Annotated in this window: 12 protein-coding genes; 1 reads left to right on the top strand and 11 read right to left on the bottom strand. The window is 33.4% G+C overall.

Features of this window, described 5'->3' with window-relative positions:
• Positions 1 to 7: 7 nt before the first annotated feature.
• From ACM6F9_RS14280 to rpiB, 6 genes are all read right to left on the bottom strand, one after another.
• Entirely contained in the window at positions 8 to 379 is a 372-nt protein-coding gene (locus ACM6F9_RS14280; RefSeq protein WP_414846324.1) for a YraN family protein, read from the bottom strand.
• Complete coding sequence (locus tag ACM6F9_RS14275; protein ID WP_414846323.1) at positions 366 to 878, bottom strand: hypothetical protein; 513 nt, start codon at positions 876 to 878, stop codon at positions 366 to 368. Before ACM6F9_RS14275 ends, ACM6F9_RS14280 begins: the two co-directional genes overlap by 14 nt.
• Positions 879 to 880: 2 nt before the next feature.
• Positions 881 to 1,810 (bottom strand): S66 peptidase family protein, encoded by a 930-nt coding sequence (locus ACM6F9_RS14270; RefSeq protein WP_414846322.1) that lies wholly within the window; start codon positions 1,808 to 1,810, stop codon positions 881 to 883.
• Complete coding sequence (locus tag ACM6F9_RS14265; protein ID WP_414846321.1) at positions 1,807 to 2,493, bottom strand: LysE family translocator; 687 nt, start codon at positions 2,491 to 2,493, stop codon at positions 1,807 to 1,809. Before ACM6F9_RS14265 ends, ACM6F9_RS14270 begins: the two co-directional genes overlap by 4 nt.
• A gap of 228 nt (positions 2,494 to 2,721) precedes the next feature.
• On the bottom strand, positions 2,722 to 4,875 hold the full coding sequence (gene rnr, locus ACM6F9_RS14260) for a ribonuclease R (protein WP_414846320.1): 2,154 nt from the start codon (positions 4,873 to 4,875) through the stop codon (positions 2,722 to 2,724).
• 337 nt (positions 4,876 to 5,212) lie between these two features.
• Entirely contained in the window at positions 5,213 to 5,647 is a 435-nt protein-coding gene (gene rpiB / locus ACM6F9_RS14255; RefSeq protein WP_027372149.1) for a ribose 5-phosphate isomerase B, read from the bottom strand.
• Between the two features lie 643 nt (positions 5,648 to 6,290).
• On the opposite strand from rpiB, the gene ACM6F9_RS14250 reads away from it, so the two are divergent.
• Positions 6,291 to 7,481, top strand: a complete 1,191-nt coding sequence (locus ACM6F9_RS14250) for a phosphoglycerate kinase (protein WP_414846319.1) — start codon at positions 6,291 to 6,293, stop codon at positions 7,479 to 7,481.
• Between the two features lie 1,555 nt (positions 7,482 to 9,036).
• Here ACM6F9_RS14250 and ACM6F9_RS14245 read toward each other — a convergent pair.
• The 5 genes from ACM6F9_RS14245 to ACM6F9_RS14225 all read right to left on the bottom strand — a co-directional run bounded on the left by ACM6F9_RS14245 (position 9,037) and on the right by ACM6F9_RS14225 (position 15,293).
• Entirely contained in the window at positions 9,037 to 9,858 is an 822-nt protein-coding gene (locus ACM6F9_RS14245) for a class I SAM-dependent methyltransferase (protein ID WP_414846318.1), read from the bottom strand.
• Positions 9,858 to 10,646, bottom strand: coding sequence for an FkbM family methyltransferase (locus tag ACM6F9_RS14240; protein WP_414846317.1), 789 nt, complete (start codon positions 10,644 to 10,646; stop codon positions 9,858 to 9,860). The genes ACM6F9_RS14245 and ACM6F9_RS14240 overlap by 1 nt, the downstream gene beginning before the upstream one ends.
• 53 nt (positions 10,647 to 10,699) lie before the next feature.
• Positions 10,700 to 12,562: a tRNA uridine-5-carboxymethylaminomethyl(34) synthesis enzyme MnmG gene (mnmG, locus tag ACM6F9_RS14235; protein ID WP_414846316.1), complete on the bottom strand. Its 1,863-nt coding sequence runs from the start codon at positions 12,560 to 12,562 to the stop codon at positions 10,700 to 10,702.
• Between the two features lie 146 nt (positions 12,563 to 12,708).
• Positions 12,709 to 13,128: an rRNA maturation RNase YbeY gene (gene ybeY / locus ACM6F9_RS14230; RefSeq protein WP_105704429.1), complete on the bottom strand. Its 420-nt coding sequence runs from the start codon at positions 13,126 to 13,128 to the stop codon at positions 12,709 to 12,711.
• A 5-nt stretch (positions 13,129 to 13,133) separates the two neighbouring features.
• Complete coding sequence (locus tag ACM6F9_RS14225; RefSeq protein ID WP_414846315.1) at positions 13,134 to 15,293, bottom strand: patatin-like phospholipase family protein; 2,160 nt, start codon at positions 15,291 to 15,293, stop codon at positions 13,134 to 13,136.
• Position 15,294 lies beyond the last annotated feature (1 nt).

Genomic DNA, 15,294 nt, shown 5'->3' with positions numbered 1-15,294 from the left:
TGATTTATTAATTGGCATCAAAGGCCTGAAAAGCATCTTTGATATGTTCAATAATTAAGTTCTTATTTTCATCAGGAAGAATGGAGATAATATCAAATCTGACTTCGTTTTCTTTATTAAATTCTTCCAGATAATGATTGGCTGCAGAAACAATAGATTTTATCTTGATTTTGGTAACGGCTTCCTGAGGAAGAATGAAAAAATCCGTAGATCTGGCTTTCACTTCCACTACAATAATAAGATTATCTTTTTCAGCAATGATATCTATCTCAGCTTTTTGAAAACGGAAATTTCTGATCAGGATTTTATAACCGTTTTTTTGAAGATAATCAGCGGCCATATCTTCTGCTATTTTTCCAAAATCGTTATGATGAGCCATTATTTCCTTTATTAAGTTTAACTGCTTTACCTTCTGATACTATTTCAAATTCTTCATCAATCCAGGCTTTCAATTTAGTATGAAAATCAAAAAACAGTTCTACATCTTTTCCCTCAATCAAAGCATCAGAAAAATGATAGGGGATATTGATATGCTTTTCTTCATTTTGAATATTCAATTTATAATATTCATTTGAAGCATGTACTGAAGTGGTATATTCAACCTTATCAGTTTTGGTCTCTATAGGTACGATTACTCTTATATCAGACTTCTGTATTTTTTCAAGTATTATCTGCAGTGCTTCCGGTAATTTATCTTTTACAGTGGTAAATCGTCTCTGTTGACGTCTCTCCTCATCGTTATCAGGAAAGTAACCGAGATCAAAATACCAAAAAAACTTAAGTTGCGTTTCAGATGTTCGCGAAATCAATAAATCCTTACATATAAATTCACCATAAAATCCGGGAGAATAAGAATATTTAAGAATTATATCATTCATTTTTAAAAATCGATCTTTACTTTAGTCCCAATATTCATTTTAATATTTGCACCAATTAAAAGGGGCCTATTGTCCTTAATATGTCCATTCGGGAAACCAAATATCGCAGGAAATTTGTACTTTGAAATTCTGTCTGAGATCAGCTTGTAAGCAAATTCATCAAAGCTTTCTTCATAGCTTTTATTTTCTTTTTCATCTCCCATATTGGTCATGCCACCAACGATCAATCCTTTGATTTTATTGAAAACTCCAGCCAGTTCCAGACTCATGATCATACGGTCCAGTGCATAGAAGTTTTCTCCGATATCTTCGATAAACAAGATTTTATCTTTAAAGTCGAAAGAATATTGGGTTCCTAAAAGGGCATAAATAAGGGCTAAATTACCTCCAATCAATTCTCCTTCAATATTCCCTTCTTTATTCAATTGATGAGATTCTAAAGTATATTTTGGCTTTTTACCTTTCAGAATATCAAAAATCAGATCATAGCTTTCATCTGTAACCCCAAAACTGGATGTTTTGATGGTTTGCCCGTGGATGGATACAAAACCTTTTTTCAACAAATAACTTTGTATCACTGTATTATCGGAATATCCGATGTACCATTTCGGGTTTTCTGTAAAGTTTTTCAATTTCAGATGCTGAATCAGATGCTGGCAACCGTAACCTCCTCTGGAAGCCCATACAGCACTGATCTCTTTATCATTTAAAGCCCAGTTGATATCTTTTATTCTTTCCTTTTCTGTTCCGGCATAATTGTATCCGTTTGAAAATTTGGTATAAAGGTGCTCTCCGAGAATGGGTTCAAAACCTCTATTTTTAATCATTTCAATTCCATTATCCAATTGAGAGGCATCTACCGCTCCTGCAGGGGAAATAACAGCTATTTTGTCTCCTTTTTTAAGAGACTTTGGAAAGATCATTTTTTTCATTTTGTTTTTTGATATTTTACTTCTTTCTTTTCTGCTTCCTCCAGCTGTTTTTCAAACTGATTGAACTTTTTGAAACTCTGCAGAAAAATAGCGAAACTGAAGATAATAAGAATACAGCCAACAACTCTTCTTATCTGGTTGGCCAGTTTTTGTGTTAATTTATCGTGAAATTGCTTGGCAAGAAATATCTTGGCAAGATCTATTGAAAGGTAAGTGGCCAGTACGATGCCTATGTATAAAATAAAACTGCTGGTGTCCGGATATTGATTCCTTACGGAAATTACCGTTACCAGCCAGAAAAGGATGACTCCAACATTTAGAAGATTAAAGAAAAAACCATTGAAAAATGTTTTAAAATAGTTTTGACCAATGATCCTTTCTTCACCCGGCATGTGCATCTTTGTTTTGGTAACCAGCATCACAATTCCATAGATAAAAATAAGAATAGAGGTGATCCTGTAGAACCCGGGATGTTTATCAATTAAACTTACAATATCCGTACTGGCATAATACGCTGCAACAATACATAATAAATCTGCAGTAATGACTCCAAGATCCAGTGATAGGGCATGCTTCGGTCCTCTGGAAAAGCTGGTTTCAATTAAAAGGAAGAAGATGGGTCCTATAAAAACCAGGCTCAGCATAAATCCTAATAGGATGGCAGATAGTACAAGTTCTAGCATTAAGTGGGGTTTAAAAATGAATAAAAATTCATTTCGTTTTATACAAAGTTAGACTTTATGATTTAATTATTCAATAAAGTTGTGATATATCAAGTAGATTTTAAGGAGAGTTTAATGTAAAATTTTTAATGAAATAGGAGAGGAGAGTGTATTCAAAAGTTTTTGCAACAAAAAAACAAAAGCTGAAATGTTCATGAACATTTCAGCTTTTTTATAAATTTATTCTGTTTACTTCACAATCTGGAAATCAAGTTGTTTCTGAATAAGATTAGCTTTCACAACTTTGATCTGAACTTCATCACCCAGTTGGTATTTGTTTCCGTGTCTTATTCCGTATACTGCGTGACTTTTTGCGTCATACATATAAGAATCATCTACAAGATCTCTAAGCTTGATAAGACCTTCAGCTCCGTTTTCAGGAATTTCTACCCAGAAACCGAATTCTGCCACTCCGGAAATCACTCCTTTGAAAGTTTCCCCAAGATGTTTTTCCATGAATTTCACCTGCATAAATTTGATAGAGTCTCTTTCCGCATCTGCTGCCAGTCTTTCCATGGCGCTGCAGTGTTTTGCTTTATCTTCAAGCTCACCTCTGTTTGGAGATTTTCCTCCATCCAGATAATGCTGAAGAAGACGGTGTGCCAATAAATCCGGATAACGACGGATAGGAGAGGTAAAGTGGCTGTAATATTCAAAACCAAGACCGTAGTGGCCAATCGGTTCTGTAGAATATACTGCTTTACTCATACTTCTCATCGCAAGAGTTTCAATCATATTCTCTTCCCCTTTTCCTTTTACATCATGAAGAAGTTTATTCAAAGATTCTGCTACCTTTTTGGTATTGGCAAGATTCATTTTATATCCAAAAGTTGCTACAAAATCTCTCAATGATTCTAATTTTGCAGGATCCGGATCATCGTGAACCCTGTAAATAAATGTATTGTTGGTGATCTCACCTTTTCTTGAAAGAGATACAAATTCCGATACTTTTTTATTGGCCAAAAGCATGAATTCTTCGATCAGGTGATTGGAGTCTTTGCTTATTTTAAAGTAAACACCAATCGGCTCATTATTTTCATCAAGATTGAATCTTACTTCGCTTCTGTCGAAAGTAATGGCTCCTTTTCTGATACGTTCATGACGCAAAATTTTAGCTAACTTATCAAGTGTATTGATTTCTTCCGCAAGATCTCCCTGCCCGGATTCGATACGTTCCTGAGCTTCCTCATAGGTAAATCTTCTGTCTGAATGGATAACCGTTCTTCCAAACCACTGTTTCTGAATTTCTGCATTATCATTCAGTTCAAAAACAGCAGAAAAGGTATATTTATCTTCGTTTGGACGAAGAGAACATACATCATTACTCAAAACTTCCGGAAGCATCGGTACCACCCTGTCTACAAGATATACCGAAGTTGCTCTCTTATAAGCTTCATCATCCAGGATTGTTCCCGGAACTACATAATGAGATACATCTGCAATATGAACCCCGATTTCCCAGTTTCCATTTTCCAGTTTTCTTATCGATAAAGCATCATCAAAATCTTTCGCATCCTTAGGGTCAATGGTAAATGTACAGATGTTACGCATATCCCAACGCTTTGTAACCTCTTCATCCGTAATACTTCTGTCGATTTTATCTGCATCTGCTTCCACTTCTGATGGAAATTCATAAGGTAGACCATATTCTGCAAGAATAGAGTGAATTTCCGTTTCATGTTCTCCCGGTGCACCCAGTACCTGAATGATTTCACCTTCCGGGTTTTTATCTCCTGGTCTCCATTCTGTCATTTTTACAATGACCTTATCTCCATCTTCCGCGGTGCTGAATTTTCCTTTCGGAATAAAGATATCTGTGTTGATTGATTTTTTATCACATACAACAAACCCAAATTCTTTATGAGCAACCTTCTGAAATGTTCCTACAAATTCAGTTCTGTTACGTTCCAAAACCTCCAAAACGGAGCCTTCTAATTTCTTTCCTTTATAATGATAAGTTATAATAAGAACCTTATCTCCCTGCAGGGCATCCTTCACATTTTTGGCATGAACGAAGACATCATCTTCCAATCCTTCCACTTTTACATAAGCATTCCCACTTTGGTTGAAATCAATAATTCCGGTAAGCGTTCCTGCAATTTTCAGGTTCACGATATATTTTCCTTTTTCTACTTCTTTGATCTTTTCAGATCCCTGAAGTTTATGCAGTGCCTGGATAACAAGTTCCCTTTGTCTTGGATTTTTGTAATCTATTCCATCAGCGATCTGCTTATAATTATAAATTTTGGATGAATTTGCATTCATAAAACGGAGAATCAATCTTCCGATCTCCATCATTTTTAAATCATTTTTATGACTTATATATTTTCTTTTTTTTGGCATGTTAATTTTCTTTTTAATTGTTTTGGTCTTATTTCAAATAAAACCTTTTCCTAAATCTTTCCCCATTCATTCCTTTATATAGGTTATTCAATTTCATCATTAGATTCTTTCCGTACATCATCAGAAATTATCTTTCAGTTTACTTAGAACGGGAGCTTTAGTTTTGTATAAATTTAATACAATTCTTGAGAAGAAAAGAGAAAAACCTTCTATTAAATATATTTCAAATATAAGAAAGGCTTTGGAGAATAATAGAGTGTAATTTCTATTGGACACTGCAAATGTACGAATAAAAAATAAATAAGGCTTGTAATATGATTTACAAGCCTTATTATATTTAGCAAACTGCAATTTTGTCAACTCTGTTCTGGTGTCTTCCACCTTCGAAGTCTGTTGAAAGAAATTTATCTACAATTTCAATCGCCAGTTCTTTTGAGATAAATCTTGCAGGCATTGAAATCATGTTGGCATCATTATGTTGTCTTGCCAGTGTTGCAATTTCCGGCATCCAGCATAATGCACATCTTATTTTCTGGTGTTTGTTCGCAGTGATCTGAACCCCGTTTCCGCTTCCACAGATCAGAATTCCCAGCTCATTTTCTCCGTTTTCCACAGAGGTTGCAGCAGGGTGTACAAAGTCCGGATAATCCACACTGTTTGTGGAAAACGTGCCAAAATCCTGAACTTCAAAACGTTCTGAAAGGTAGTTCTTAACAATCTCCTTATATTCATAGCCTGCATGGTCCGCTGCGATAGCAATTTTTCTTTTCATAATACTCTTATTAAGCTTTATTAGATTCTATTTCCTTACAAAGGTAAGAATAATAACAATTCGTGTTAGTAAACCCTGAGTTAATTGTGAAAAGCTATGTTAATAAGTGTGGAAAACTTTTATCAACTTTCTATTTTTAAAGACCAATTTATTTCGTAATAGAAATTCTTTCCTCAATTTTTTACCACAACTTTCCAGATGTTTTCTTCAGCTATCCCCAGCTTTTTCCATAATAAAATAACTAATAATGATTTCTCTTCAAAGTTACCAACATTTGTTAATAAGTATGTGAAATAGCGGGTTTACAAGGATTTATATTGTGAGTTAAATATGAGTTTAGTAAAAGTTGAGTGTTATCAATTATTAGCTTAAAACTTATCCCCGAAACTAACAACACTCAACAACAACTACATTATTCTTTTTTTTAAAAGAGAAAAAATTGTTGATTAGTGGGTGATTGGGTTCGGGGAAAGTTTTTGAAAACTTTTATTTTAATCAAAGTGTTGAAAAAGTTTAAAACCTTACATTTGTGAAACGAAAATTCAATGAGTTGCATGAAATTAACCTGCCGGGATTTGCGGAAATGCAATCAGGAATCTGGCTCAAGAGATTTCATAAGACTTGGAAAAAAATAGATCTACGTATGAAAACAATCAATGATTTCAATTTTAAAGACAAGAAGGCTCTGGTAAGAGTGGACTTCAATGTTCCTCAGGACGATCAGCTGAAGGTGACAGACAATACAAGAATTGTTGCTGTGAAACCAACAGTGGAAAAGATCCTTAATGATGGTGGTTCTGTCATCTTAATTACACACCTTGGAAGACCAAAAGGAGAAGTGAAAGATGAATTTTCTCTTCAACATATTCTTGGCGAAGTTTCTTCCGTTTTAGGACGTGAAGTAAAGTTTGTAGATGAGTGTATCGGTGAGAAAGCAGAGCAGGCTGCTGCAGATCTGAAGCCAGGGGAAATCTTATTATTGGAAAATGTACGTTTTCATAATGAAGAAGAAAAAGGAGATGCTGCATTCGCTGAGAAACTTTCTAAGCTTGGAGATGCTTATGTAAACGATGCATTTGGTACAGCTCACAGAGCTCATGCTTCCACAGCAGTAATTGCTCAATACTTTCCATCAACTAAATATTTCGGTTTACTGATGGCTAAAGAGCTTCAAGCTATTGATAAAGTATTAAAAAGTGGCGAAAGACCTGTTACAGCTATTCTGGGGGGGTCTAAAGTTTCAACTAAAATTACCATTATAGAAAATATTCTTCCTGCAGTAGATAATCTGATTATCGGAGGAGGTATGGCATTTACCTTTATTAAGGCTCTTGGAGGGAAAATTGGTAATTCTTTGGTAGAAGAAGATAAAATTCCTTTAGCTCTTGAGATTTTAGGAAAAGCAAAGGAGCATAAAGTAAAAGTATATCTTCCGTCTGATGCAATCATTGCTGAAAGCTTTAGTAATGATGTGGAGAGAAAAGAAGTTGATATCTATGCAATCCCTGAAGGATGGATGGGACTTGATGCAGGTCACAAATCAAGAGATCAGTTCAATGATGTATTGTTAAATTCAAGAACAATTCTTTGGAATGGCCCAATCGGAGTTTTTGAAATGTCAAACTTTGCTGGTGGAACTGTTGCTTTGGGAGAGAGTATTGCTGAAGCAACAAGACTAGGAGCTTTCTCTTTAGTAGGAGGAGGAGACAGTGTTGCTTTCGTTAAGCAATTCGGATATGCTGATCAGGTAAGTTATGTGTCTACCGGTGGTGGAGCAATGCTTGAAAGTCTTGAAGGACTTGAGTTACCAGGAGTAGCTGCAATCAACAATTAATAGATATAAAAGAAATATTTTGAAGCCTGCTAATTATATTAGCAGGCTTTTTTCCACCTATAAATTTAATAAAATCCTTTATTGATGGGAGTTTTTAATGTATTTTAGATATAACTAAAAGTTATATATAGTTGGGGTATATTATCTTTCAGATACTTATATTTTCAGTAAACCTATTATCAGGATATTCGCTTTTTGAATTTAGAATTCCGGGAGATTTTATTCCTGTTTTATTTTAAGGTTTATAGGGTAAAAGACGTTACTTTTTGTCATAAAATTCTGGATTTATAAGTAACCTAAACAGGCTTTTTTATATCAATTATAAGCTTTATTTTGGAAGATGCAGGCTGGTTAATTGGTACGATTTTTACAAAAATTATAAAGAGAAGTAAGTTCTAATATTTTTTTCTGGTTTAAAAAGGACAGAGTTACCTTTTTTAAATATAATTCTTGGGGCATAGATTTGATATCTTCTCTTATGTTTTAGTTCTTTTTTTGTTAGATTTAAACTGCGCTCTCTATTTTTTTATTTGGAAAGTATTTAAAGCTTACATTTATATAGAGTAAGGATATAATTTTAATATTTTATTTATTTCACATATTTGTGATAGTATTGTATTTAATTGTAAATCAATGTTTAAACTTATTTTTTTTATCTAAATTAATGCTATTTTCACGTGATAAAAGTATTGAAATATTAAAAAGAATCAATTCAGTAGTATTAAAATGATTGATTTAATTGTTTTTTAAAAAAATTTCTTTCTGAGAAATTTTCAGAACAAATTTTAGTCAGTATTTGTTTTCTATTTTTGAAGGTTTAAAAAATGATTAGACCTTTTTCTTTTTGTGATTCTATTTATTATGATTTTTAGATTACAGTTAATTTTTATTTGCCTTGAATTTCTTTGACATTTAAAATTCTCCGGAGAAATTTTTGTTAATTCTATTTTCCACGACCTGTTGAATTTATTTTTAAAGAAATATATAAGTAGGGTAGGGGAGTTTTTCTTGATTGATAAAAGACATTTTAAGGTTGCTTGATATTTTTAATTTTTCAATTGATCAAACATATATTTGAGGAAGATCTTAAATTTCTATTTTTTAAAGAAAATGCTAAAAATTGACCTTCATAAATAGGTTAAAAATTGACTTTTTATCTTTTTTCGAGTATTTCTATCTCGAATCATTTTGAATAAAAATAAGTAGTGTTTCTGTGGTAATTTATTCTTTAAAACCGTTTTTTTGACGTTTTGTAGTCTACTTTGATGTTTTTTTTAAAAAACTGAACTTATAGTATATTGAAGGAAAGCTTTAAGTTAGTCAATTTAAAAACGACTAATTTTTTTTAATTTGTAAAATGGGGTAGGGGAGATATTTCTGAAATTAAAAATAAAAATTGTGAAGTTTTAATCTTAATTATATAAAATTGAAGCAGAATTAAAAATAGGTTTAATTAAAAAAAAGAAAACTCAGGAAAAAATAATCCTGAGTTTTTATATTTAAAAGCTTAAAATGATAAAAATTGACCTTCATAAATGGCTCAAAAATCAACTTTCTATGTTTTTTCGATAATGTATATCAAACTTGAAAATTCGTTGGAAAATAACGCCTTTACGTTAGAAATTGTTCCGTAGATTACTGCTTTTACCCAAAATAGGGGAGATTTTTTGTATTTTTCGCTCAACATGGAGATATAGTATGAATCCAGCACCAAAGGTTTGATCTTCCTCATTTTCCAATCTGGATTTTTGGAAATTAAATTTTCCATACCATTTTTAGAAAAATGATAAATATGTCTTGGTACATCATAAGCCGCCCAATATTCTTTATAATGTTTGGCATCATAAGAAGTAGGGTTGGGAACTGCAATAACAAGAATTCCATTTTCTTTTAATTTCCCGTGAAAAGCATTAAGCATTTCATCCTGGTTTTCGATGTGTTCAAAAACATGCCATAGTGTAATGGCATCTAAGCTGTTTTCTTCAATTTTATTGATATCATCCAAAATGGAAGCTTTATTTATTTTGCTCGCCGCAGCCTTTCTTGCATCTGAATCTGGTTCAAAACCGAACGTTTCAAAATCATTTTCTATATATTTTACAAACTCTCCGGCACCACATCCGTAATCAAGAACTTTTGATCCTTTTTTTATTCTATCTATCAATATATTTTTTTTGTACTGTAGATTGAAAGACTGAAGGAATTTATAAAGCTTTTCTTTCAGACTTCCGGAATCCTGATGATGAGAAATGTAATCTTCACTTTCATAATATTTTGAAATATTGGATGGGATAGGGGTGGTTTTAAAAATTCCTTTGATTTCTGTTTCTTTTATTTCAAATATTTCATTGGAAAGAAAATGATCCTTTATTCTCATTATTTTGGAAGTATTAGGTAATTAATTTTATCAATTGTTTTTACAAATTTATAATCAATTTCGTTAACCAGATCTACATAATCTTGAAACGTAGTGCCAAAATTTTGTTGAAATTGTTCTTCATATTCAAATATAATAGCCATTTTGTGCCGTTTTATGGTATTCAATGCACCTCTTAGTGCAAATAAATCTGCTCCCTGTATATCAATTTTCATAAAACTTATCTTTTTTTCAAATTTTATGGAGTCAATTGAAATAGTATCTAATTGAGGGTTTTTATTATTATTAATGTCAATTCCAAAAGAACCAAGACTTGAAAATCTTGCAAGATTTATTTCCTGAAAATTTACTTTTTTATTTGATACATCATACACAGCATTGTAAAAGGTTTTTATATTTTTTACATTATTTGTACCAATATTTAAATTTAGTATATCAAATACTTTTTTTTGTGCTTCAAATGAATAGACTGATCCGTTTTCACCTACATATTTTGAAAATTCCAATGACATCTGTCCATAGTTTGAACCTATATCCAAAGCAATAGTATCTTTTTTAATATATTCTTTTGCTATGCGAATTATATTCTCATCATAAAATAAACCTCGTTTCATTTTTTCTGCTACTGCATCTTTAGGTATATCTTTAGGTACAAAGTAATTACCAATGGGAGTAGGGTGATAGCTTAAATAATTAAAGGCAGATTTTCCTGTAATTATTTTCTTTTGCTCTGCTTTTGTTAAATTATATCCTAAATAATTAATAAATGATAGGATCTTTCTTTTCATATTTGCATTCTATTATGTTTGGATGCTTAAATGTTTCACGTGAAACATTTTTTTTAACGTCCTAAATAAACCAGTAGAACGTTAATATCTGCTGGTGAAACGCCGCTTATTCTTCCTGCTTGCGCAATGGTCTTCGGACGTACGCTAGACATCTTCTGTTTTGCTTCTGTAGAAAGGCTTGAAAGCTTTGCATAATCGAAATCTTCAGGAATTTTGATGTTTTCCAGACGGTTTAGTTTAGCTACATTTTCTTTTTCTTTCTCAATATATCCTTTATACTTAATATTGATTTCTGCCTGTTCTCTTACTTCTTCGCTGTATTGAGAAGAAACTTCTTTAATAGAATCAATTTCATCCAGCTTTTCTAACGTTATATTAGGTCTGGTAAGAAACTGTGCTGCTCTGTATGCCTGATCTACAGGATTACTCTCAATAGATTCAAGAATAGGGTTGATCACTCCTGGTTTTAAAGAAGTTTCGCGAAGAAACTCTTCAAGTGATTGACTTTCAGATATTTTTGTTTCTACTCTTCTTAATCTGTCTTCTTTTGCAAGTCCTAATTGGTATGCTTTTTCAGTAAGTCTGATATCTGCATTATCCTGTCTTAAAAGAAGTCTGTATTCTGCACGGGAAGTAAACATTCTATAAGGTTCTTCCGTTCCTTTGGTAATTAGATCGTCAATCAATACTCCAATATATGCTTCATCTCTGTTTAAGATAAAGTCTCCTTTATCATGAACTTTGTTGTGTGCATTGATACCGGCAATTAATCCTTGTCCGGCAGCTTCTTCGTATCCGGTTGTTCCATTGATCTGACCTGCAAAATATAAATTGTCAATTAATTTTGTTTCCAGGGTATGTTTTAATTGGGTAGGAGGGAAGTAATCGTATTCAATAGCATAACCCGGACGGAAAACTTTTACGTTTTCAAATCCTGGAATCTGTTTCATTGCTTTGATCTGTACATCCTCTGGAAGAGAAGAACTAAATCCGTTTACATAGATTTCTACCGTTTTCCATCCTTCCGGCTCTACGAAAAGCTGGTGTCTGTTTCTTTCTGCAAAACGATTAATTTTATCTTCAATACTTGGACAGTATCTTGGACCTAAACTTTGAATCGTTCCATTGAACATTGGACTTCTGTCAAAACCTTCTCTTAAAATATCGTGTACCGTTTCGTTGGTGTATACAATATGACAGCTTAGTTGTTTTGTTAGTTTTGGTGTATCAAGATAGCTGAACTTTTGAGGATTTTCATCTCCTTTCTGTTCTTCCATTTTTGAATAATCCAAACTTCTTCCGTCTACTCTCGGTGGAGTACCGGTTTTCATTCTTCCTGCTTCGAAACCTAAAGTGACCAATTGTTCTGTAATTCCAAATGCTCTTGGTTCACCCATTCTTCCTCCACCTAATTGTTTATCTCCAACGTGAATTAATCCGTTAAGAAAAGTACCGTTGGTAAGAACTACGGATTTTGCTTTAATCTCAATTCCTAAAGAAGTAACCACTCCGGTTACTTTATTATTTTCAACAATCAGTTGTTTTACCATATCCTGAAAGAAATCAAGATTGGGAGTATTCTCTAATGCTAAACGCCATTCTTCGGCAAAAAGCATTCTGTCATTTTGGGTTCTCGGAGACCACATCGCAGGACCTTTCGAAAGATTTAGCATCTTGAATTGGATAGCAGATTTGTCTGCCACAATTCCGGAATAACCACCCATTGCATCAATCTCTCTTACGATTTGTCCTTTTGCGATTCCGCCCATTGCCGGGTTGCAACTCATCTGTCCGATGGTCTGCATATTCATTGTAACAAGTAGTGTTTTTGAACCTAGGTTGGCTGCTGCGGCAGCGGCTTCACAACCTGCGTGTCCGGCACCTACTACTATTACATCATATATTTCTGAAATCATTTTTATCTCGCTTGTTTTAAGCTTTAAACCTTATCTTTATAACCAATGTTTCACGTGAAACATTTTTGAAGAATGCACTCTAGATAAACTTATATTGTTACTAGAATAGAGTACTTTAGGTATAGGACTTTAAGTGATTGTTCAATTTAAAATTTTAAATTCCTGTATTTGTCTAAGTACAAATCTTCCATTCTCCGCATCTCTTTTTCTTCCTCTTCTGTCTTGTCTTTATAGCCTGCAAGGTGCAAAATACCATGGGCTAAAACCCTTCTTAATTCTTCTTCATAATCTCGGGAAAGGGTAGAGGCGTTATCAGAAATGCGCTGCAAAGATACGAAAATCTCAGCGCTTATTGTCTTGCCTTTTACATAATCAAAAGTGATAATATCTGTATAATAATCATGCTGCAAATAATCCTGATTGATCTTAAGAAGGTATTCATCATCACAGAAAATGTAATTGATTTCTCCTAGTTTTTTTCCTTCTGAAAGAATAAGATCTTCCAGCCATTTTTTGTAATCTGTACTTACCGATTCTGGTAAGCTTTCGTAAAAGAACTGTATCATTTTTTTTAAAACCAGTGTCCTAAAATAACACTGAATATACCTTTTTGGTTATTTTTAAGTGAATGGCTGAAGTTTACTTTTATCTGCCCGAAAGGAGATTTGTAACCTGCCGTTATTCCCAGTGAACTATAATTTACTTTAACTGCATCTTCAAACTTGATATCGTTTGATAAGTTAGCAAAGCTGAAGTTTCCACTGATAAAATAGTTTTTGTTAAATTTAAATTGGATATCATTAGATGCCAATATCACATTATTTGTATAAAGCTGGGCAAAATAAAACCCTCCGAAGCTCTTGAAATTAATCAGATTCTGTTCAAAAATTCCACCTAATCTGAATTGGTAATAGGCTGGAAGGTTTTCTCCAATGGTAAGACCTCCGAATAAATTCAGACGGTAAGTGAATTGTTTACCCAGAGGAATATTAAGCCTAAGATCTGCCTTAATCTGAATGATTCTTTTGTCTACTTCAGATTTTAAAAGATCTATTACCTTTCCTTCTGCAGCAAAATAAACTCCTTTTGTAGGGAATTCTTTATCATCCTGTGTATCGGTTTTAATGAAGATATAAGGGTTTAAAAAGCGACTGTAACGTCTGTTGTCACCATTGCTGTTTTCTGCTTTGAAATAGTCGTGGCTGATACCTCCGCCAATGGCAAATTTATCTTTCCATACAGACTGTATATAAGCTTCATTTCTGAGCCATTCCCAGCGGTCTACGGCGTAGTTGTCTACGTTCTTTATATCAAAGCTCATTCCGGATGAATAGAGGCCAAATCCGGGAATATATCCGTTGTCTATAAAATAGTTCAGATAATATCTCAAACGGTCTCCCACAACGACATCCAGAGAAAGATTTGAATTTTTGAATAAAAGCCTCTTAGCAGAATAATTCAAAAGAAGCCCTGTTTTAAAAACTTCATCATAATGAAGGCCGAATTTTAAGAAGTGACGGGTATCATCTTCTGTAACGTAAAGCTTCAGATAGTTGGCATCATTCTCCTGAACGATATCATAATTAATAAATTTATAGTTGTTGGTTGCAACCAATTTATCAATCATTTTATTAATGCTTCCATAAGTCTGTAAAGAGGGTAGACGGAGTCCCATTTTTCCCAGGGTATAGTTTTTTCCGTAGATCTTACTTCCTTCAATAGAAATACTGTCTATTTTATATACATTGGAATAAATAGGGTTTATACGCTGTCTGAGACGGTCAAACGGACGTTTCGGGAGCTGATCTAGTACCTGGGTATATTTTAATCCTTCCACATAACCGCTGTCAAGAATTTTCTTTTTATCATCGTAGCTTGTAGCAGACATTCCTTTAAGATTAGGTTTTATATTGATGTCTGTATATTTATACTGCTTTCTGGTATCTTTTTTTATTCCGAAATCAATGACCTGATTCAGGATGGATATAATATTGTTTAAGTCTTCTCTTTTTGATAGATCCTGATTAAGGTCTACACCAATAACGATGTCAATTCCTTTATCCTTCAAAGGCTTTGAGGGATAGTTTACTGTCATAGCTCCATCAATATAAATACTGTCACCAATTTTTACAGGATCCATTAAAGAAGGAAATGCGGAACTTGCCATGATAGACTGTACCAGATCTCCTTTTTCAAAAATCTGCATATTACCACTTTCAAGATTGGTAGCAACACATAGGAAGGGGATTGGCATTTTGGAGAAATCCTCAATATTGGAAACGTTCTTAAAAAGTTCTTTCAGGAGATAAACATTTCTCTGTCCGGTACTGATAGAAGAGGGAAGTGTGATTTTTCCGTTTTTAAGCGGAATAGATAAAAGGTATTTGTCTACAGATTTATTGAAAAAACTGGCTTCCTGTCTTGACTTTGGATCCATAATCAGAGAATAGAAATCCGTATCCATGACTATTTTTTCAATTTCCTTTCCGGAATAGCCTGCAGCATACAATCCGCCCACGATAGCTCCCATACTTGTTCCGGAGATATAGTCCACTTTCACTCCCAATGAATCTAAAACCTTAAGAACTCCGACATGTGAAAAACCTTTGGCTCCACCACCGGCAAGTGACAGTCCTATCTTTGGATTTTTCGGAATCACCAAATCTTTTTTTACCTGAGAATGGATCAATAATATTGGGAATATGAAAAGCAGAATCAGGAGTTTTCTCATA

This window comes from Chryseobacterium sp. IT-36CA2 (assembly GCF_949767875.1).
GTDB lineage: Bacteria > Bacteroidota > Bacteroidia > Flavobacteriales > Weeksellaceae > Chryseobacterium.
Note: the sequence above shows the minus strand (reverse complement) of the source record. Positions and strands in the feature narration are given on the sequence as shown.